Annotated in this window: 16 protein-coding genes; 7 read left to right on the top strand and 9 right to left on the bottom strand. The window is 70.4% G+C overall.

What is annotated here, in order from left to right; all coding sequences use genetic code 11:
* The first annotated feature begins 5 nt into the window (after positions 1-5).
* Entirely contained in the window at positions 6-830 is an 825-nt protein-coding gene (locus tag ACHAAC_RS05135; RefSeq protein ID WP_435714975.1) for an aldo/keto reductase, read from the top strand.
* A gap of 120 nt (positions 831-950) precedes the next feature.
* On the top strand, positions 951-1,895 hold the full coding sequence (locus tag ACHAAC_RS05130; protein ID WP_435714973.1) for a sigma-70 family RNA polymerase sigma factor: 945 nt from the start codon (positions 951-953) through the stop codon (positions 1,893-1,895).
* Between the two features lie 90 nt (positions 1,896-1,985).
* Here ACHAAC_RS05130 and coaE read toward each other — a convergent pair whose 3' ends face one another.
* Entirely contained in the window at positions 1,986-2,573 is a 588-nt protein-coding gene (coaE, locus tag ACHAAC_RS05125) for a dephospho-CoA kinase (RefSeq protein WP_435715508.1), read from the bottom strand.
* Between the two features lie 4 nt (positions 2,574-2,577).
* Positions 2,578-3,525 carry an SH3 domain-containing protein gene (locus ACHAAC_RS05120; RefSeq protein ID WP_435714972.1) on the bottom strand — a complete coding sequence of 316 codons (948 nt, stop codon included), beginning with the start codon at positions 3,523-3,525 and terminating at the stop codon, positions 2,578-2,580.
* Between the two features lie 147 nt (positions 3,526-3,672).
* Between ACHAAC_RS05120 and ACHAAC_RS05115 the strand changes: the two genes are divergently transcribed.
* Positions 3,673-5,022, top strand: coding sequence for a class I adenylate-forming enzyme family protein (locus tag ACHAAC_RS05115; RefSeq protein ID WP_435714970.1), 1,350 nt, complete (start codon positions 3,673-3,675; stop codon positions 5,020-5,022).
* Between the two features lies 1 nt (position 5,023).
* On the opposite strand, the gene ACHAAC_RS05110 is transcribed toward ACHAAC_RS05115, so the two are convergent.
* On the bottom strand, positions 5,024-5,983 hold the full coding sequence (locus ACHAAC_RS05110; RefSeq protein ID WP_435714968.1) for a GlxA family transcriptional regulator: 960 nt from the start codon (positions 5,981-5,983) through the stop codon (positions 5,024-5,026).
* A gap of 93 nt (positions 5,984-6,076) precedes the next feature.
* Between ACHAAC_RS05110 and ACHAAC_RS05105 the strand changes: the two genes are divergently transcribed.
* Positions 6,077-6,229, top strand: a complete 153-nt coding sequence (locus tag ACHAAC_RS05105; RefSeq protein ID WP_435714967.1) for a hypothetical protein — start codon at positions 6,077-6,079, stop codon at positions 6,227-6,229.
* A gap of 92 nt (positions 6,230-6,321) precedes the next feature.
* On the opposite strand, the gene rpsA is transcribed toward ACHAAC_RS05105, so the two are convergent.
* The 4 genes from rpsA to ACHAAC_RS05085 all read right to left on the bottom strand — a co-directional run bounded on the left by rpsA (position 6,322) and on the right by ACHAAC_RS05085 (position 12,336).
* Positions 6,322-7,806: a 30S ribosomal protein S1 gene (gene rpsA, locus ACHAAC_RS05100; RefSeq protein ID WP_435714965.1), complete on the bottom strand. Its 1,485-nt coding sequence runs from the start codon at positions 7,804-7,806 to the stop codon at positions 6,322-6,324.
* 148 nt (positions 7,807-7,954) lie between these two features.
* Complete coding sequence (locus ACHAAC_RS05095; protein WP_435714964.1) at positions 7,955-9,262, bottom strand: M18 family aminopeptidase; 1,308 nt, start codon at positions 9,260-9,262, stop codon at positions 7,955-7,957.
* Between the two features lie 255 nt (positions 9,263-9,517).
* On the bottom strand, positions 9,518-11,773 hold the full coding sequence (locus ACHAAC_RS05090; protein WP_435714963.1) for a hypothetical protein: 2,256 nt from the start codon (positions 11,771-11,773) through the stop codon (positions 9,518-9,520).
* Complete coding sequence (locus tag ACHAAC_RS05085; protein WP_435714961.1) at positions 11,770-12,336, bottom strand: hypothetical protein; 567 nt, start codon at positions 12,334-12,336, stop codon at positions 11,770-11,772. Before ACHAAC_RS05085 ends, ACHAAC_RS05090 begins: the two co-directional genes overlap by 4 nt.
* A gap of 210 nt (positions 12,337-12,546) precedes the next feature.
* Here ACHAAC_RS05085 and ACHAAC_RS05080 point away from each other — a divergent pair, with 210 nt between their 5' ends.
* Entirely contained in the window at positions 12,547-13,761 is a 1,215-nt protein-coding gene (locus ACHAAC_RS05080) for a lipopolysaccharide biosynthesis protein (protein ID WP_435714959.1), read from the top strand.
* Position 13,762: 1 nt separating this feature from the next.
* Here ACHAAC_RS05080 and polA read toward each other — a convergent pair whose 3' ends face one another.
* The gene (polA, locus tag ACHAAC_RS05075; protein ID WP_435714957.1) at positions 13,763-16,474 is read right to left on the bottom strand and encodes a DNA polymerase I; all 2,712 of its coding nucleotides are present in this window, start codon (positions 16,472-16,474) and stop codon (positions 13,763-13,765) included.
* Positions 16,475-16,519: 45 nt separating this feature from the next.
* Positions 16,520-17,122 (bottom strand): GNAT family N-acetyltransferase, encoded by a 603-nt coding sequence (locus ACHAAC_RS05070; RefSeq protein WP_435714956.1) that lies wholly within the window; start codon positions 17,120-17,122, stop codon positions 16,520-16,522.
* Between the two features lie 134 nt (positions 17,123-17,256).
* On the opposite strand from ACHAAC_RS05070, the gene ACHAAC_RS05065 reads away from it, so the two are divergent.
* Both ACHAAC_RS05065 and ACHAAC_RS05060 read left to right on the top strand, forming a co-directional pair.
* On the top strand, positions 17,257-18,000 hold the full coding sequence (locus tag ACHAAC_RS05065; protein ID WP_435714955.1) for a DUF554 domain-containing protein: 744 nt from the start codon (positions 17,257-17,259) through the stop codon (positions 17,998-18,000).
* A gap of 122 nt (positions 18,001-18,122) precedes the next feature.
* On the top strand, positions 18,123-19,481 hold the full coding sequence (locus ACHAAC_RS05060; RefSeq protein WP_435714953.1) for a branched-chain amino acid ABC transporter permease: 1,359 nt from the start codon (positions 18,123-18,125) through the stop codon (positions 19,479-19,481).

Here is a 19,481-nt window from a genome sequence, read left to right as displayed (position 1 = left end):
AGGGCATGACCTCCGCACCCCTCATCGACCTCAACGACGGCCGCACGATGCCGGTGCTCGGCTTCGGCACCTACTCCATCGACGATCCCGGCGTCATGACCGAGGCCATCGAGTCCGGCTACCGGCTGCTCGACACCGCCACCCGCTACGAGAACGAGCGTGCGGTGGGCCGCGCGGTCGCCGACGCCGGCGTGAGCCGCGAGGACCTCTTCATCACCACGAAGCTCCCGGGCAGCGAGCACGGGCGGGACACGCCGCGAGCGGCCCTCGAGGCGTCCTTGGAGCGGCTGGGGCTGGACCACGTCGACCTCTACCTCATCCACTGGCCACTCCCCCGCGTCGGGAAGTTCCTGCCGACCTGGGAGGCGCTCGTCGAGCTCCGAGAGGCCGGGCTCACCCGTTCGATCGGTGTCTCCAACTTCCTCCCGGACCACCTCGAGACCATCGTCGACGCCACGGGCGTCGCGCCCGCGGTCAACCAGGTGGAGCTGCACCCCTACCTTCCGCAGGCCGTGCAGCGGGAGGCGGACGCGCGGCACGGCACCGTGACGCAGAGCTGGAGCCCGCTGGGACGCAAGAGCGACCTGCTGGACCACCCCGTGCTGCAGCGGATCGGGCAGAAGCACGGGCTCGAGCCGGGACCGGTCGTGCTGCGCTGGCACACGCAGATCGGCGCAGCACCCATCCCCAAGTCGGCCACGCCGGAGCGTTTCCGCGCCAACCTGGGGATCTTCGACGTGACGTTGGACGAGGAGGACATGGCTGCCATCGCAGCGCTGGAGACCGGCGAGCGGCTCGGCGGCGACCCTGCGGAGCACGAGGAGTTCTGACACGGAGCCCCCCGCGCAGTGTCCTATAGCACGCTGGGCTTCCCGAGAAAACCCTGAGAGCGGAATCTCCCCCTCACGCGCAGCGTTGCACCAGTACAGGACGAGAGATGGGAGGGCCCGATGAGCACTGCAGTCACCGAGAGGACCGAAGGCAAGGACAGCGTTGGCATGTACCTGGCCGAGATCGCCAGGACGCCGTTGCTGGACGCCGAGCGCGAGGTGGAGCTCAGCAAGACGATCGAGGCCGGCCTGTACGCCAGGCACCTCCTGGAGGACGGCCGCGTGGGCCGCGCCAAGGGTGGCGCACCGAAGCGTGCGACGCGCGAGGAGCTGGAGTTCCTCGCCACCGAGGGCGACCGGGCCATCCAGATCTTCATCCAGGCGAACCTTCGCCTCGTGGTCTCGATCGCCCGCAAGTACGGCCGGTCGGCGATGCCGATGCTCGACCTGGTGCAGGAGGGCAACACCGGCCTGATCCGCGCCGTCGAGAAGTTCGACTACGTCAAGGGCTTCAAGTTCTCCACGTACGCCACGTGGTGGGTCCGCCAGGCCATCACGCGAGGCATCGCGCAGCAGGCGCGCGTCGTCCGGCTCCCCGTGCACGTCGTGGAGGAGCTCAACCAGGTCACGGCCGCGCGCCGGAACCTGGAGCGTCAGCTGGGCTACGACCCCGATCCCGCCGAGGTCGCGCTCGAGCTCGGCATGGACGTCGACCGTGTGATCGACCTGCTCTCCTGGGGGCGTGACCACGTCAGCCTCGACACCCCGGTGGACGACGACGGCGACACCTCCCTGGGCGACCTCATCGCCCGCGAGACGCAGCCGGGCCCCGACCTCGCCGTCATCGACGACGAGACCAAGGAGCTCATCGGCACGCTGATCGACCACCTCGAGCCCCGTGAGGCCGACATCGTCCGTGCCCGCTACGGCCTGCTCGACGGTCGCCAGCAGAAGCTCGCCGACATCGGCAAGCGGCACGGCATCTCCGCCGAGCGGGTGCGCCAGCTGGAGCGTCAGGCCCTCGTGACCCTGCGACGCATCGCGGATCCGGACCTGGCCGCCTGAGACTTGCGGCCCAGTACGCCTGGGTCGCCAACGAGCGAGAGCCGTCCGGACCCCCGACCGGGCGGCTCTCGTGCGTCCGGGGGCGGTGGGTCAGCGCGCGGCGAGATCGTCCCAGAGCGCGTCGACGGCGATCTCGAGCGCCTCCGGGGAGCCGGCGTTGTCCAGCACGACGTCGGCGACGGCCAGGCGGTCCTCACGTGAGGCCTGTGCAGCGATGCGGGCCCGGGCGTCGGACGCGCTCATTCGGCGCTGCTCGACCAGTCGCTCCACCTGGACCTCGAGCGGGACGTCGACGACGACGACCACGTCGCACTGTCGAGCCATGCCCATCTCGGCCAGCAGGGGGTGGTCGTGCACCACGACGCCCGCGTCCGAGGCCTCGTCCTCACGGCGCAGGCCCAGCTCACGGATCGCGGGATGGGTGATCGCCTCCAGGTCGCGGCGGGCGGTGTCGTCCGTGAAGACCACGGAGCCGAGCGCGGGGCGGTCCAGACTGCCGTCGGCGGCGATGACGGCGGCACCGAAGCGCTCGGCGATCTGCTCCAGCGCCGGTGTACCGGGCTCGACGGCCTCCCGGGCCAGCAGGTCGTAGTCGATGACGACGGCGCCGTGCTCGGCCAGGCGTGCACTCACGGTGCTCTTGCCCGAGCCGATGCCTCCGGTGAGGCCGACGCGCAGCACCTCAGTAGCCGCTGGCGCCGGAGCCGACCGTCGTGACGTGGACGTGGTCCATGTGGTTGGCGGTGTCGCCGCCGCGGTTGCTCATGGGGCGCCAGCTGGCCGACGTCGCGGGACGCCAGATCTGCTGCTCCCAGATGAGGTACTCGATGCCCAGCTCGTCCTGGTTCTCCTGCAGGAAGGCCGCGATGCTGTCACCCGCGGCGCCGCGCACCATGATGTCCAGGGCGTGGCCGGTGGCGTGCTCGCCACGACCGGCGACTCCGCCGTACTCCGAGACCTCCGGGAACTTCGCGCACACGGCACGCAGCACCTTGACGGTGTTGGGCTGCAGCCCGCTCTCCGAGCCGGTGGGGCAGGGCTCGGTGCCCAGCGCCGGTTCCGGGGGCTCCGGGAGCTTCTTGGCCACGGAGGCCGACTTGACCCAGCGCGAGAGGTCCTTGTGCACGACCTCCGTCCAGCCCTCGGCAGTCTCGCCCGTGACGTCGATCTTGTCGCCCTTGTCGAGGGTCGCGAGCACCGGCGCGTCACGCTTGGCATCGGCGCGGACGGCCACCCCGTCCTTGAGCGCGACCCGCGTGCCGGTGACGTCCACGGACTCCTCGGACTCGGCCGGGAGCTCGGGACGCTCGGCGCTGCGGTTCACCTCGATCGTGGCGTCCTGGTCCTCGAGGGCCTGGGCGATGATGTCGTCCGAGGGTGCGACCTCCGCGATCGAGGCCGAGGCGGGCGCGATCTCGGCGTCCTGGCTGATGACCGCGGCCGAGGTGCCGACGAGCGTCAGCACGCCGAGCGCCGGCAGCGCGACCTTGACGGCGCGACCGCGCCACGGCGACGCAGTGGCGGGTGCCTTGCGGCGAGCCGCGCGGGCACCACCGGGGGTCGCGGAGCCGGACGGACGGGACAGGCCGGCGCGCTTGGGCACCGCGTGCTTGTGGCGTGAAGAAGCCACAGATGATCACCTTCGGACGGAACGGGGCGGGGGACACGTACCAACGACCGAGTCAAGCATACTTTCGACAATGGTTCACGCGCGCGACATCATCCTCAGGCCATTCTCGGGAAGCCGTGTGACGGACGCCTCAGGACGATGCGCCCCATGAGCCCCACCACTCCCATGAGCCCCACCGATCCCACCGTCCTCACCGCGGAGCGCAGCGAGAGCGACCAGGAGGCCGTGGCCGCCGCACTGCACGCCCACGGACTCGGTGACGGCGACCGGCTCGTGCTGTCGCTCCCGGGGTCCGCGGACTACGTCAGCGTCGTGCTGGCAGCGTCGCGGGCAGGCATCGTCCCGGTCCCACTGGACCCGCGGCTCACCGACCACGAGCGCCGGTCGATCCTGGCCGACATCGAGCCGAGCCTCGTGGTGCGCGAGACCGAGCAGCTGGCCGAGCTCCTTGCCGGCCGCCCGAGCATCTCCACGTCACTCGCGCCGTGGCCGCGCTGCCGGCCGATGCACTTCACCTCGGGCACCACCGGACGGCCCAAGGGCGTGTGGTCCGGCCTGCTGGACGCCGCCGACGCCCGCTCGCTCGTGCTGGAGGAGCGCGACCTCTGGGGCTTCGACGCCGCGGACCTCGACCTCGTGGTCTCCCCCGTCTACCACTCCGCTCCCCTGCGTTTCGCCGCCGGCACCCTGCTCGCCGGTGGCGCGATCGCCGTGCTGGAGCGCTTCGACCCGGCAGCGCTCGTCGAGGCGGTCGAGCACCTTCGCCCCTCGACGATGTTCTGCGTCCCGGCCCACCTCCAGCGCCTGTTTGCCCACCTGGACGAGACGGGCTCCACGCTGGACGCGTCCAGCTTCCGGCTCGTGGCGCACGCGGGGGCGCCGTGCCCGGAACCGGTGCGTCGTCGGGCCCACGACCTGTTCGGGCTGGACACCGTGTGGGAGTTCTACGGCTCCACCGAGGGGCAGATCACCGCCTGCCCGGCCCCGACATGGGTGCGGCACCCCGGGACGGTCGGTCCCGCCCGCCCAGGACGCGTCGCCACGGTGGACGCCGACGGGCAGCTGTGGTGCGCCGTGCCCTCGTGGGGTCGCTTCACCTACTGGCGCGACGAGGAGAAGACCGCCGCCGCGTGGCGCGAGACCCCTGACGGGCCGGCGTTCACCGTCGGCGACCTGGGGAGGGTCGAGGACGGCCTGGTGCACCTGGACTCCCGCCGCAGCGACCTGATCATCACCGGCGGGGTCAACGTCTATCCCGCGGAGGTCGAGGCTGCCCTGGAGGACGTGCCCGGGGTGCAGGAGATCGCCGTGTTCTCGCGCCCGGACGAGCACTGGGGCCAACGCGTCTGCGCGGCCTTCGTCGGCGACGTGAGCGAGGACGACCTCCAGCGTCGCGCCCGGGAGAGGCTCGCCCCGCCCAAGCGCCCCAAGACCTACGAACGCATCGATGCGCTGCCACGCACCGCCACGGGCAAGGTTCGACGCTCCGAACTGTGACTCAGGCGGTGGGCTGCAGGCTGCAGAAGGTGCGGCGGTAGGCCTGCGGCGTCGTCTCCAGCACGGCGCCGAAGTGGTGCCGCAGCGTGGCGGCGTTGCCGAAGCCCACGCGGCTGGCGATCTGCTCGATCGAGAGCCGGGAGTGCTCCAGAAGCTCCGAGGCCAGCGAGACCCGCTGCATCGTCACCCATCGCAGCGGGGTGGTGCCGGTCTCGTCCCGGAAGCGCCGGGCGAACGTGCGCGAGGACATGTGAGCCTCGCGCGCCAGCCGCTCGACCGTGAGCGGCTCCTCCAGGTGCTCCATCGCCCACGCCAGCAGGGGTGAGAGGGACTCGGCCTCCACCTGGCCGATGGGCGCCCGGACGAACTGCGCCTGTCCCCCGGCCCGGTGCGGCGGCATGACGATCCGTCGGGCGGCCGTGGCCGCGGTGCGGGCCCCGAAGACCGAGCGCATCAGGTGCAGCGACGCGTCGATGCCGGCGGCCGACCCGGCTCCGGTGAGGACAGCGTCGTCCAAGACGTACAGCACCTCCGACCGCACGATGGCCTCCGGGAACGCGGCTTGGAGCTCCGCGCCGTAGCGCCAGTGCGTCGTGCACTCCCGCCCGTCCAGGAGCCCGGCCTCCCCGAGCAGCCACACACCGGTGCAATGTGCGGAGACGTAGGCCCCACGCTCGGCTGCCCGGCGAACGGCAGCGACGACGGCAGGGTCGTTCTGCGCGCGGTCCCGCTTGGGCGCGATGCACACCAGGTCGGCAGTCTCGACGACCTCGAGACCGTGCTCGACGTACAGGTCGAACCCCGTCGCGCCCCGCACCCTGCCGGGACGCGCCGTGCAGACGGTGAAGTCGAAGACCGGGTTGTCGTCGTCGGGGTGGTACTCCTCGCCCCACACCTCGCAGATCGATCCGAGGCCGAAGGGCTCGACGCCGTCCTGGACGATGACCACCACGTTCTTCATGGGCACACCGTCCCACAGTGTTGGCGGAATATCAATGAACCATGGCATTGCTGCCACTCGTGGCGGGATCTGAATGAGCGAAGAATTACTGCCATGTTGACGCTCATCCTTCTCCTGATCCTGTCCGTGACGATCATCGCGCTCGCCGCGACCGTCTCGCACGACGGCTACGGCAGCCGCCCCGGTCCTCGCAGCCACGAGAACCCCGACCTCTACTCCTTCGAGCAGCACCGATCCCTGCGCTGAGACTCCTGGATTGAACGCAGGAACGACGAAGCCCCCGGTCCAGGTGGACCGGGGGCTTCGGCTGTGCCGGAGAGTGGCTCAGCGGGAGTGGATCACTCGCCGCCGGTGAGCTTCTCGCGCAGTGCCTGCAGAGCCTCGTCGGAGGCCAGCGAACCGCCCTGCTCGGCCTCGGGCGCTGCGGTGGCGTCGTCGCCATCGTCGCTCCCACCGGAGGAGTAGCTGCTGGTGTCCGGAGCCTCGAGGTCGGCGTTCTCGGCCGCCTCGATCTGCTTGCGGTGAGCCTCCCAACGCTCGTGCGCCTCGGCGTACTGCTTCTCCCACGTGGCGCGGGCCTCGTCGAAGCCCTCCTGCCACTCGCCGGTCTCGGGGTCGAAACCGTCGGGGTAGATGTAGTTGCCGGCGTCGTCGTAGGACGACGTCATGCCATAGAGCGTCGGATCGAAGTCGTCGGCCTCGGCGACAGCGGTCTCGTTGGCCTGCTTGAGCGACAGCGAGATGCGGCGACGCTCGAGGTCGATGTCGATGATCTTGACCATGACGGAGTCGCCGATCTGGACGACCTGCTCAGGGATCTCGACGTGACGCTCGGCCAGCTCGGAGATGTGCACGAGGCCCTCGATGCCCTCCTCGACGCGAACGAACGCGCCGAACGGGACGAGCTTGGTGACCTTGCCGGGCACGATCTGACCGATCTGGTGGGTCCGGGCGAACTGCTGCCACGGATCCTCCTGCGTCGCCTTGAGCGACAGCGAGACACGCTCGCGCTCGAGGTCGACGTCGAGCACCTCGACGGTGACCTCGTCGCCCACCTGAACGACCTCGTTCGGGTGATCGATGTGCTTCCAGGACAGCTCGGAGACGTGGACGAGACCGTCGACGCCACCGAGGTCCACGAACGCACCGAAGTTGACGATCGAGGAGATGGTGCCCTTGCGGACCTGCCCCTTCTTGAGCTCGTCGAGGAACTTCTGGCGCACGGCGGACTGCGTCTGCTCCAGCCAGGCGCGGCGCGACAGGACCACGTTGTTGCGGTTCTTGTCGAGCTCGATGATCTTGGCCTCGATCTTCTGACCGATGTACGGGTCGAGGTCGCGCACGCGGCGCATCTCCACCAGCGACGCCGGCAGGAAGCCGCGCAGGCCGATGTCCATGATCAGGCCGCCCTTGACGACCTCGATGACCGTGCCCTCGACGACGCCGTCCTCGGCCTTGATCTTCTCGATGTCGCCCCAGGCGCGCTCGTACTGTGCGCGCTTCTTGGACAGGATCAGACGGCCTTCCTTGTCCTCCTTCTGGAGGACGAGGGCCTCGACGTGATCACCGACGCTGACGACCTCACTGGGGTCGACGTCGTGCTTGATGCTCAGCTCGCGCGAGGGGATGACGCCCTCGGTCTTGTAGCCGATGTCGAGGAGGACCTCGTCACGGTCCACCTTGACGATGGTGCCGTCGACGATGTCGCCGTCGTTGAAGTACTTGATGGTCGAGTCGATGGCGGCGAGGAAGTCCTCTTCGCTGCCGATGTCGTTGACCGCAACCTGCGGGGCCGCAGAGGGAGTTGCGAGGCCAGATGTCATAGAGGATGGGCTCCGTTGGGTGGATAGGAAATTTGTGGGACGCGACCGGCCGCCCTTGGATCGCGGCGCGTCGAGAGCATCCCGACGGCGCACGAGCACGGTCCTGCTCTTTCCGAGGAACGCACAGGCCGCCAGCGCATCGACCAGACTACGCGACCGGGCCCCGGAAGTGGAAGCCGGGACCCTCCGGCCCGGGACCGGATCGGGCCTCGGGTGCGAGGAAGGCGGTGAGGGCCCGGGTGTAAAGGTCGACGTCGGCTGCGGCCATCGTCTCGCGGATGGAGTGCATGGCCAGCTGGGGCGCTCCGACGTCGACGGTGGTCATGCCCGTACGGGCCGCACTGAGGGGCCCGATGGTCGATCCGCAGGGCAGGTCGGCCCGGTGGACGTAGCGCTGCAGCGGGACGCCGGCCTGCTCGCAGGCCAGCGCGAAGGCCGCCGTACCGACGGGCTCGGTGGCGTAGCGCAGGTTCTGGTTCACCTTCAGGACCGGTCCGCCGCCCATCGTGATGCGGTGCAGCGGCTCGTGCTTGTCCACGTGGTTGGGGTGGGTGGCGTGGGCCATGTCGCCCGAGGCGCACACGGAGGAGGCGATCGCCCGGTGGTAGTCGTCGCGGCCACCCCCGGCAGCGAGGACGATGCGCTCCAGCACCGTGGTGAGCAGCTCGGACTGCGCACCCCGCTCGGAGGTGCTGCCGATCTCCTCGTGGTCGAACATCACCAACACCGGCCGGACGCCGGGCACGGCGTCTGCACCGAGCAACGCCTGCAGGCCGGAGAAGCACGTGGCCTGGTTGTCCAGCCGCGGTGCGGCGACGAGGGCGCCGTCGGCTCCGACCCGCTCGCACGGCTGCGTCGGGCAGGCCATCAGCTCATGGCCCAGGACGTCGTCGGCGCGGAACCCGCTGCGCTTGCCGACCCAGTCCAGGAAGCGGCCCTCCCCCAGGCCCCAGACCGCGTTGAGGTGCCGCTGCTTGTCCGGCGTCCCGGCAGCCTGGTCACGGTCCAGGTGGATGGCGAGGTTGGGGACGCGCAGCACCGGCTCGTCGACGTGCACGAGGTGCTCGGTGCCGTCGCGCAGAACTATGCGGCCGGCGATGCCGAGATCGCGGTCGAGCCACGTGGTGAGCAGCACTCCCCCGTACGGCTCGAGCGCCACGCCGCTGATGCCGTCGTGCAGGAGGTCGTGCTGCTGCTTGAGGCGCAGGTTCGGGCTGTCGGTGTGCGCGCCGACCACCCGGAAGGGCGTGTGCGGGGCGTCGTCTCCCGACGTCGACCAGGCCACGAGCGACCCGCCCCGGATGACGTAGTGCCGCCCCGTCTCCGTGGGCCAGGGATCGGCCTCCTCGAGGCGGACCCACCCCTCTGCCTCCAGCGCCTCGGCTGCGGTGTGGCAGGCATGGAAGGACGACGGCGAGGCGTCGATGAAGCGGCACAGGTCGTCAGCGGCACTCATGTGCTCACCCTAACGACGCGATGGCCGTTGGAGAGGGCCCGGAGCAGCCGCGGAGGTCGGATCGGTGCGTGTGCAACCCAATGAGCGATCTCTGGGTTGCTGAGGCACCGATCCCGGGGTCCAGGGTTGATGGGTGCGTCCGCAACCGAATGTCGCGCCACTGGGTTGCTCAGGCACCGATGCAGCGGGTCCTGGGAACGCCGACGGCGCGCCATCTCGGGTGAGATGACGCGCCGTCGGCGGGATGGATCGAGCTCAGACCACGCTGCCCCGACGCCGCAGCGCCATGAGGGCCAGCGCACCGGCGGCCAGCAGCGCCACCGCGATGCCGCGCTTGGCGTTGCCCGACGTCTGCCCCGTCTCACCGGCCAGCTCGTACTTGTAGGCCGTGAGCTCGCTGGACTCCGACGGGCTGCCGTACGGCTGCGTGCTCGCGGCACGGGCGGACCCGGCCTCGATCAGCGCGTACTTGAGGCCGTAGTCCATCGCCGTGCCGTTGCCGACGTTGACCAGCTGCGAGGTGCCCTCGTCGGACAGCTGCTGGGCGCCCTCGGGCAGGTCGGGCGCGCTCTCCGCAGCAGTCTGCAGGCCCTCGGCCAGCTGACCGGAGCCGCTCGCCGCGTCGCCCAGGCCCGCCGACAGCGTGCCGGCCCCCGTGGCGAGCTCGCCCGAGCCGGCCGAGAGCGGACCCGTGCCGTCCGACAGGTCGCCCGTGCCACCGGCCAGGGTTCCCGCGCCGGTCCGGAGCTTGCCCGTGCCGTCCTTGAGGTCGCCCGTGCCGGCCTTGAGCTGATTCCCGCCCGCGGCGAGCTGGTTGATGCCGTCGACCAGACCGCCACCCTTGGTCTCGAGCTCGCCGAGGCCGGCAATCAGCTGGCCGACGCCATTGCGCAGACTCGGCCCAGTCCCACCGTCCGGGAGGGGGACTGTCGAGGTCGGCGTTCCCACACCACCGGCGACACCACCGGTGAGCTCGTCGACGCCATCGTTGACGCCACTCTTGAGCGCTGGGGCCAGGCCTTCCGCGCCGGTCAGCGCGTTGGTGAGACCAGCCACCAGAGCGGACTTGGTGCCCTGAACATTGGCGTCGAAGGTGCCCTTCTCCAAGGGAGTCGCCGTCTCTGAGTCCTGCACCAGGGCGTTCAAGTTGTCGAGCGCGCCGTTGATGGCGGGCGTGAGACCCGTGATCACTTGGGCCATACCGCCGTCGACTGAGCCCGCGAAGGTGTCCTTGAACTCCTGACCCCCCGCAGAGACACCGGAGTTGAGCTGCTGCAGACCGGCATCCACTCGCTCGGCACCAGCCTTGAGCTCCTGCACGCCCGTGATGAGCGCCGGCGCACCGGCCTTGGCGTCATTGAGGCCCTTGGAGAGATCCCCCGCGCCCTTGGCGAGCTTGCTCGCTCCGGCGTCGAGGTCCCTCGTACCGGCACGCAGCTCGCCGGCGCCGGCGTCCAGCTTCTTGGCACCGGCATCGAGCTCACCGGCTCCCGAGCTGAGCTGCCCCGCACCTGCCGCCAGCTCGGCCGCACCGGGTGCTGCCTTGCCGGCCAGGCCGGTGTTGAGCTCGTTGGCGCCGTCGCGCAGCTGGATGAGGCCGTCGACGAGGTCGTTGGCACCGTCGCGGATCTTGAGCAGGTTCTCGTCGATCGTCACCGCACCGGCGGTGAGGTCGGTGCCGGAGTCGGCGCCGCCCTTGTAGCTGGCCGCGCCGCCCTTGAAGGAGGTGTTCTCCAGCGGGTTGACCGGCAGCAGGGACAGGCTGGCCTCGGGGACGACGCCGTCCTCGATGGTGGCCTTGTAGCCGAACGTGGCGCGATCCGAGCCGATCGGCGGGAAGAGCGTCATGGTGAAGGAGAGCTGCGTGCCGCCCTTGCCGTCGCCGGCGGCGTTGGCGCCCTCGGTCTCGACGTTGCGGAACGTGGACGGGAGCACCGTGGTCATCGAGCCGACCATCGGGATCACGACGGCCTGCAGCGACGTCTTGGTGTTGCCCTCGCCGTCGGCGTACTCCACCTCCTGCTGCTCGGCGGTCTCGTTGGTCACCGTGTAGCTGACCTCGAGCTCACCGCTCTCGCCGACGACGTCGCCGGGCTCGACCTTCTTGCCGTCGAGCGTGTAGCGGACGTCGATGGAGACCGGGAGGTCCTTGTCGTAGTTGGCGACGGAGCGGTACTTCTGCTCGCCGTCGACGTCGGTCTTGATGCGCTGGGCGCCGTCGGTGACCTCCCAGCCGCTGAACCCGTCCAGGTTGCGCAGGCCGTCGGTGGAGACGGGGTTGCTGACGTCGACCGTGCCCTTGCCGCTGAGCACGAGCTGGTCGTAGACGCGCTGCGCGTCGACCTCACCGTCGGCACCCATGAGCACGGAGACGGTCTCGGTGTTGGAGATGTTGACCTCGCCGTCCACGGACTCGGCAGCGGCAGCACCGGGCGCTGCCAGGGCCGCGGCGGCCACGGCGAGGGCCGCGCCGGAGGCGATGAGCGTGGTGGTCTTCTTGGAGGTCCTCATCGGACGTCCTCCGTCTCTCGGTGCTGGGGCTCGTCGGCCGCTGGATGGGCTGGTGCGTCGGCCGTCGTGTCGGTCGGGGTCGCGACCGGGGTGGTGAGCGCGGCCACGAGGGCGCCGAGCATCACCGTGAGCAGGACCGAGGTGACCGCGACGACGGACTCGGACGTGAACAGTGGCGGGTTGGCGTCGAAGGTGAACTCGTACGCGCCCGCGAGGGCGGCGACCCCGGCGAGGATCGACCACAGGGGAAGCCGACCGGCGCTCGCGGCGGCGATGCCGGCGGCCACGAGGAAGACGCCGAAGAAGGCGATCGCCCGAGCGAGGTCGGTGTCCGGCAGGAAGCCGGCCCGCAGCGCATAGGCGAACCAGGTGAGCCCGACACCCATGAGCAGGCCGACGATGCGGCCGACGCGAGAGCTGTCAGGGACGAGGACGACGGCGGCGCCGATGGCGACCCCGAGGATGGTGACGTGGACCAGATCCAGGCCGAGCGCGTCTCCGAGCAGCACGGATGCTGCTGCGGCGACGGCCAGGCCCAGTCCGGTGAGGAACTGATTCTTCATGGCATTGTGGACCCACGCCGCAGGCCACGATGGCACGACGACGTTGCGTGGGACTCCCTCCCGAGGTCATCAGACCACGTGAACGCGTGAATCGTTCGCGACATGCAGGTTTCAATTCGGTTACGCACGAGTAACGGGACTTTGGTCCTGCCGTTCCAGGGGACTCGCCGGTGGCCCGCGCGGCAGCACCCGCCCGGATAGTCTTTCGACGTGAGCGACGTCAGGGAACGAGTGGGCGGGGGCTCGCTGGTGGCCCTCGGCATGGTCGTGATGAACGCGGCCGCCTACCTCTTCACGGTGGCCGCGGCGCGCATCCTGGCCCCGCAGGAGTTCGGCGCCGTCACCGCGCTGCTGGGCATCATCCTGGTCGGGAACGTCGCCGCACTGGGCCTGCAGGCCACCACGGCCCGACGGCTCGCGCTGCTGCGCGACCGTGCCAGCGACGTCGTCGCCACGACGATCAGCGTGACCGCCGCCGTCGCCCTCGCCGTGGGAGCCGGGGTCGCCGCGTCCACGGTCGTGCTGACGCCGCTGCTGCGGCTCGACTCCTACCTTCCTGTGGCGCTCTGCGGCCTGGCCCTGGTGCCGATGACCGTGGTGGGCGCACAGTTCGGCATCGCGCAGGGGTCGGAGCGCTGGCGACTGCTGTCCGGCGTCTACGCCGTCGCCGGGCTCGGCCGGGTGCTCGGCGGCGCCACCGCCCTGGCCGTCACCCCCACGGCCACGAGCGCGATGCTCGGCGTCGCCATCGGCGCCTGGCTGCCCGTCCTCGTCGGCGTGCGGCTGCTGCGTGGCAGCGACCCCCTGCACGCCAAGGGCCACCGACGCTCCTTCCTGCGCGAGGCCGTCCTGGGCTCGCACGCGCTGCTGGCCTACTTCGTGCTCAGCAACATCGACGCGCTCGTGGCCCGCAACATCCTCGACGCGCACGACGCGGGCCTGTACGCATCGGGTCTCGTGCTCGCCAAGGCAGCGCTCTTCATGCCGCAGTTCGTGAGCGTCGTGCTGTACCCGGCGCTGGCGCGGGACGACACCTCGCGCTCACGCATCCTGGCCGTCACGGTCGTGGCCGGGCTCGGTGCGGTGGCCGTGCTGGCCACCGCCCTGCTTCCCCGGGTGGCCCTGGTCCTCGTGGGCGGCGACCAGTACACGGAGGTGGCGGACCGCCTCTGGCTGTTCGCCCTCGCCGGCTCGCTGCTGGCCGTCGTGCACGTGCTCGTCTTCGACGCGCTCGCCCGCCACGCCCACGGCGTGGTCGTGCTGGTGTGGGCCGCCGTGGCCGCCGTCCTGGTGGCGGCCTACGCGATCGACGTGCACGTCACCGGCCTGGTGACGATCATGGCCACCGTGGCCGCGGTGCTGGCCGTGGTGGTGTGGTTCGTGCCCGGCCGGTCCACGGACGCGGCGAGCTCCTCACCCGCCTGAATCAGTGCGCGGCCTCGTGCCACGTGCAGCCGGTGCCGACGGAGACGTCGAGCGGGACGGAGAGGTCTGCGGCGCCGGCCATCTCTCGACGCACGAGCACCTCGACCTCGTCGCGCTCCCCCGCGGCGACGTCGAGCACCAGCTCGTCGTGCACCTGCAGCAGCATGCGTGAGGCGAGTCCGGCCTCGGTGAGAGCCTTGTCCACGCCGAGCATCGCGACCTTGATGATGTCGGCCGCGGAGCCCTGGATGGGCGCGTTGAGCGCCATCCGCTCGGCCATCTCGCGGCGCTGGCGGTTGTCGCTCTGCAGGTCCGGCAGGTAGCGGCGGCGGCCCATGATGGTGGCCGTGAAGCCCGTCTGCCGTGCCTCGTCGACCACGCCGTTGAGGTAGTCGCGCACGCCACCGAAGGTCTCGAAGTAGTCGTCCATCAGGGCCTGGGCCTCGCCGGTGGTGATCTGCAGCTGCTGGCTCAGGCCGTAGGCGGACAGTCCGTAGGCGAGGCCGTAGTTCATCGCCTTGATGCGGGCGCGCAGTCCGCCGTCGATGTCGGAGGGGTCGCGCTCGAAGACCTTGGCCGCCATGACGGTGTGGAAGTCGTGTCCGGAGCGGAACGCCTCGATGAGGTCAGCGTCCTCGGACAGGTGCGCCATGATCCGCATCTCGATCTGGCTGTAGTCGGCGGTGAGCAGGGTCTCGAAGCCCGAGCCGACGCAGAACGCCTCCCGGATGCGGCGCCCGGACTCCGTGCGGATGGGGATGTTCTGCAGGTTCGGGTCGGCCGAGCTGAGCCGCCCCGTGGCGGCGATCGTCTGGAAGTACGTGGTGTGGATGCGACCGTCGGCCTGGACGGTCTTCTGCAGGCCCTCCACCGTCTGGCGCAGCCGGGTGACGTCGCGGTGGGCGAGCAGGTGCTGCAGGAACGGGTGCTCGGTCTTGACGTACAGCTGCTGCAGCGCCTCCGCGTCGGTGGTGTACCCGGTCTTGGTGCGCTTGGTCTTGGGCATGTCCAGCTTCTCGAACAGCACCACCTGCAGCTGCTTGGGCGAGCCGAGGTTGATCTCGTCCCTGACGCCGAGCTCACTCTCGAGGACGTCGTAGGCTTCCTGCGCCGCGGCCAGCATCCGCTCGGTGAACTCGGCGTGCAGGGTGTCGAGGTGCTCGGTGTCGACGGCGATGCCGACCTGCTCCATGGCGAGCAGGACGTCGACGAGCGGCAGCTCGAGGTCCTGCAGGAGGTCGAGCGAGTCCTGCTGCTCCAGCTCCTCGCGCAGCACGGCCCAGAGGTCGAGCGCGGCGCGGGCGCGCTGGGCGGCTCCCTCGGCCCCGGCGGAGTCGTCGTCGAAGGCCAGCTGGCCGGAGTCGTCGCCCACCGTGAGCTCGCGCTTGAGGTGACGCAGGGAGAGGTCGGCAAGGTCGTAGGAGCGCTGGTCCGGGCGCACGAGGTAGGCACCGAGCGCGGTGTCGGCGACGACGCCGGCGAGCGTCCAGCCCTGGGCGGCCAGCGCGTGCTGCTGCCCCTTGCCGTCGTGCAGGACCTTGGGCCGGGAGGCGTCGGCCAGCCACGCGGCCAGGGCGCGGTCGTCGTCCGGGCTGAGCCCCTCGACGTCGATCCATGCCGCCCGCCCGGCCTCCGTGGCGATCGTGACGTGCTCGGCACGGGCCCCCACGGGCCGCACCTGCCCCGTGACCTCCAGGCCCACGGGGGCCGGGTCGACGGAGTCTGGGCCGCTGGAGTTTGGGCCGACGTGCTCGGTGAGCCAGCCGGCCACGCCGTTGGCGGGGACGACGTCGACCGCCACCTCCACCGAGGCCGCCTCGGTGGAGGACTCGTCGCCCCCGCCGAGGTACTCGAACAGGCGGGTGCGCAGGGCCGCGAACTCCAGCGCGTCGAAGACCTGGTGGATGGCGTCGCGGTTCCACTGCGTCGTGAACGCGGTCTCCGCCGGCGCGGCCGTGAGCTCCAGGTCGCGGACGAGGGCGTTGATGCGGCGGTTGCGCAGGACGGAGTCGAGGTGCTCGCGCAGCGACTCCCCCGCCTTGCCCGGCACCTGGTCGACGGCGGCGACGAGCGCCTCCAGCGAGCCGTGCTGGTTGATCCACTTGGCGGCGGTCTTGGGCCCCACACCGGGCACGCCCGGGAGGTTGTCGCTGGCCTCGCCCACCAGGGCCGCGATCTCGGGGTAGTGCTCGGGCGCGACGCCGTACTTGTCCTGCACCGCGGCGGGCGTCATGCGCACGAGGTCCGAGACGCCCTTGCGGGGGTACAGGACGGTCGTGGTCTCGGTGACCAGCTGCAGCGCGTCGCGGTCGCCGGTGCAGATGAGCACCTCCATGCCCGCCGCCTCGGCCTGGGTGGTGAGCGTGCCGATGACGTCGTCCGCCTCGAAGCCGTCCTTCTCCAGCATGGTGATGCCCAGGGCACCGACGACCTCCTTGATGAGGTCGACCTGGCCCTTGAACTCCGTGGGTGACGCGCTGCGGTTGCCCTTGTAGTCGGCGTACTCCGCGACGCGGAAGGTCTGGCGCGAGACGTCGAAGGCCACGGCGACGTGCGTGGGCTGCTCGTCGCGCAGGACGTTGATCAGCATCGACGTGAAGCCGAAGACGGCGTTGGTGTGCTGCCCCGTGGTGGTGGAGAAGTTCTCGACCGGCAGGGCGAAGAAGGCTCGGTAGGCGACGGAGTGACCGTCGATCAGCAGGAGTCGGTCCACCCGGCCGACTCTAGAGGGTGCCTCCGACGTCGGTCCGTGCGGCGGTCAGCCCTCGAGCCGCTCGCCCGCGCGGCGGCGCAGCGTGCGTCGCATCGCGATGAGGCGACCGGTGTCGCGGGAGTGCGTCACCTTGCCGGAGACGTGCGAGCGCAGCTTGCTGGCCTGGATCGCCCGGACGACGGCGACCTGGCCGAAGCCGATCTTCGTGAAGTAGCGGTGCGGCTCCCGGGCCCGGGTCGGGATGGCGGCCACCACCACCTCGCAGTCGTGCTCCTCGCCGTAGGAGGCCGCCGCCGACAGCAGCGTCAGGGCGATCGAACGGCGCCGGAACCGCGGCGACACCTGGATGTCGGTGACCCGCAGGATCCGCGTCATGGTCACCGGCGTCATCGTGCTCAGGTCGCACACCGTGGCACCCACCAGCTCGTCGTCCACGAGCGCGACGATGATGCGCTTGCCCGGGTGCCCGAGGTGGATCTCCAGTGCCTCCATGGCCTCCGGGACGGACGGCTCACGCCACTGGCTCTGCTGCGCGAAGGCCTCGTCCTCGTCATCGGTGGCGGCCGCGCACTCCGACCACAGGGCGGCGAGGGCCGCGGCGTCCTCGCGCGCCGCGTCACGCAGCACGACCGGCGAACGATGGGACATCGAGCCTCCAGCTGTCGGTGGCGCGGACACGCCGTGACGCAAGTGTCACACTGTTCGCTGTCCGAGGACCACGGGGAAGAGTGGGTCAACAGGTAGGGGAGCGTACAGGGTGGACGACCGGTGAGGCCCGGAGCATGGTGACCGGCGTCGGGACGCTGACCAACGTCGTGACGGTGCTCGTCGGCTCGGGCCTCGGGCTGCTCATCGGCCACCGCCTGCCGGAGCGTGTCCGCACCGCGGTGACGACGGCCCTGGGACTGGTCACGCTGCTCATCGCCGCCGACGCCGCGATGGACGTGGCCGCACCCGCGCTCGTGGACTCCACGGGCCGCGGCGCACCCACCCTGGTCGTCCTCGGCTCGCTCGCCGTCGGCGCGATCATCGGCGCCTGGGCCCGGCTCGAGCAACGGCTCGACGACCTCGGCGGATGGCTCCAGCGGCGCCTCACGCGTGGCGGTGAGGGCGATCGCGACCGCTTCGTGGAGGGCTTCGTCGTCAGCTCGCTCGTGTTCTGCGTCGGTCCGCTGACCATCATCGGCTCCCTCAACGAGGGCCTGGGCAACGGCGCCGAGCAGCTGCTGCTCAAGTCCGTGCTCGACGGCTTCGCGTCGCTGGCCTTCGCCGCGTCCTTCGGCATCGGCGTGATGGTCTCCGCGCTGTCGGTCGGTCTCATCCAGGGCAGCCTCACCCTTGTCGGCGTCCTCGTCGGCACCCTGCTGCCCGAGCCGCACCTGCTCGCCGTCACCGCCACGGGAGGCCTCATCCTCATCGGAGTCGCCCTGCGGCTGCTCGAGATCAAGCGGATCCCGGTGGCCGATCTGCTGCCCGCACTGCTCGTGGCACCCCTGCTGACGCAGCTCGCCGTCGTGCTGGCCTGAGGCAACTTCACAGAACCGTTACCCGCCAAGGGCTCGACTCCGGACATGTGACTCCCTTGTGGAGTTATGCTCCCCCGGACGACTGCGCCACGAGCGCTGCCCATCCTCACCAGGAGTCCTGCGTGCGACTGACACCCAAGGTCCTCGTCTCGGCGTTCCTGGCGCTGATGGTCCTGCTGGCACCACTGAGTGTCGCAGCGACCGCAGCGCCATCGCCCAGCCCGAGCGCCCCAGCCAACGACGCTCCACAGGAGCCCGGCGACGACCCGGCCGAGCAGGACAGCGGTCCGCCCGAGGGCGCCTTCATCAGTGTCGTGCTGCTGAACAGCGCCGAGGACGGCGAGCCGATCCCCGGCGTCACGCTGAGCGTCTCCACCGCCGAGGGCGAGGCCGTCGGCGAGAGCGTCACGAACGACGAGGGCCGCGTCTTCGTCGGGATCCCCGGGCCCGGTGGGTACACGGTGGAGCTCGACCCGGACACCCTGCCGGCCGGCGTCGAGTTCGACGGCAGCACCGAGCGAGAGGTCAACGCCGTGCTCGACGGCGCCAACTCGGCCCAGTTCCAGATCGGCGCGGCCGAGCGGGTCGAGACGCCGTTCGGCGAGAGGTTCACGACCGCGCTGCTCGGCGGCATCAAGTTCGGCATGATCGTCGGCCTCGCCGCGCTCGGGCTCAACCTGATCTTCGGCACCACGAAGCTCACGAACTTCTCGCACGGTGAGCTGATCACCTTCGGCGCCATCGCCACGTACGTCGCGAACCGCGGTCTCGGCCTTCCGGTCATCTACGCCGTCGTCGCGGCGGTGCTCGCCGGAGCGGTGTTCGGCTGGCTGCAGGACAAGATCCTGTGGAAACCCCTGCGCAGCAAGGGCGTGGGGATCATCGCGATGATGATCGTCTCGATCGGCTTCGGGCTGTTCCTGCGCAACATCTTCCAGTACACCTTCGGCGGGTCACGCCGCTCGCTCTCGGAGTACGGCACCCAGGCCCGGGTGGACTACGGGATCTTCTCCCTGGCCCCGAAGGAGATCGGCATCATCGTCGTCGCCTTCGTCGTGCTGACGGTGACGTGCGTCGTCCTGATGAAGACCCGCATCGGCAAGGCGATGCGCGCAGTCGCCGACAACCCGGCCCTGTCCGCCTCCTCCGGGCTCAACGTCGACGGGGTCATCCGCTGGGTGTGGGTGCTCGGCACCGCTCTGACGGCACTGTCCGGCGGCCTGCTCGCCATCAACAGCCAGGTGAACTTCCTGATGGGGTTCAAGCTGCTGCTGCTGGTCTTCGCCGCGGTCACCCTCGGCGGCCTCGGGACCATCTGGGGTGCGCTCCTGGGCTCGATGATCATCGGCATCCTGTACGAAGTCGGGCCCCTCTTCGGGGTGCCATCCTCCATCAAGGAAGTAGGAGCGCTGATCGTGCTCATCCTCATCCTGTTGATCAGACCGCAGGGGATCCTCGGTCGACGTGAGCGGATCGGCTGA

This window comes from Aeromicrobium sp. CF4.19 (assembly GCF_051262555.1).
Taxonomy (GTDB): domain Bacteria; phylum Actinomycetota; class Actinomycetes; order Propionibacteriales; family Nocardioidaceae; genus Aeromicrobium.
This window is presented reverse-complemented; position numbering and strand designations above follow the sequence as displayed.

Excerpts from the sequence above, each read along its gene's own strand:
- ACHAAC_RS05135 (WP_435714975.1), top strand. The coding sequence starts at position 6 with ATGACCTCCGCACCCCTCATCGACCTCAACGACGGCCGCACGATGCCG.
- ACHAAC_RS05130 (WP_435714973.1), top strand. The coding sequence starts at position 951 with ATGAGCACTGCAGTCACCGAGAGGACCGAAGGCAAGGACAGCGTTGGC.
- ACHAAC_RS05115 (WP_435714970.1), top strand. The coding sequence starts at position 3,673 with ATGAGCCCCACCACTCCCATGAGCCCCACCGATCCCACCGTCCTCACC.
- ACHAAC_RS05110 (WP_435714968.1), bottom strand. The coding sequence starts at position 5,983 with ATGAAGAACGTGGTGGTCATCGTCCAGGACGGCGTCGAGCCCTTCGGC.
- ACHAAC_RS05105 (WP_435714967.1), top strand. The coding sequence starts at position 6,077 with ATGTTGACGCTCATCCTTCTCCTGATCCTGTCCGTGACGATCATCGCG.
- rpsA (WP_435714965.1), bottom strand. The coding sequence starts at position 7,806 with ATGACATCTGGCCTCGCAACTCCCTCTGCGGCCCCGCAGGTTGCGGTC.
- ACHAAC_RS05095 (WP_435714964.1), bottom strand. The coding sequence starts at position 9,262 with ATGAGTGCCGCTGACGACCTGTGCCGCTTCATCGACGCCTCGCCGTCG.
- ACHAAC_RS05090 (WP_435714963.1), bottom strand. The coding sequence starts at position 11,773 with ATGAGGACCTCCAAGAAGACCACCACGCTCATCGCCTCCGGCGCGGCC.
- ACHAAC_RS05085 (WP_435714961.1), bottom strand. The coding sequence starts at position 12,336 with ATGAAGAATCAGTTCCTCACCGGACTGGGCCTGGCCGTCGCCGCAGCA.
- ACHAAC_RS05070 (WP_435714956.1), bottom strand. The coding sequence starts at position 17,122 with ATGTCCCATCGTTCGCCGGTCGTGCTGCGTGACGCGGCGCGCGAGGAC.
- ACHAAC_RS05065 (WP_435714955.1), top strand. The coding sequence starts at position 17,257 with ATGGTGACCGGCGTCGGGACGCTGACCAACGTCGTGACGGTGCTCGTC.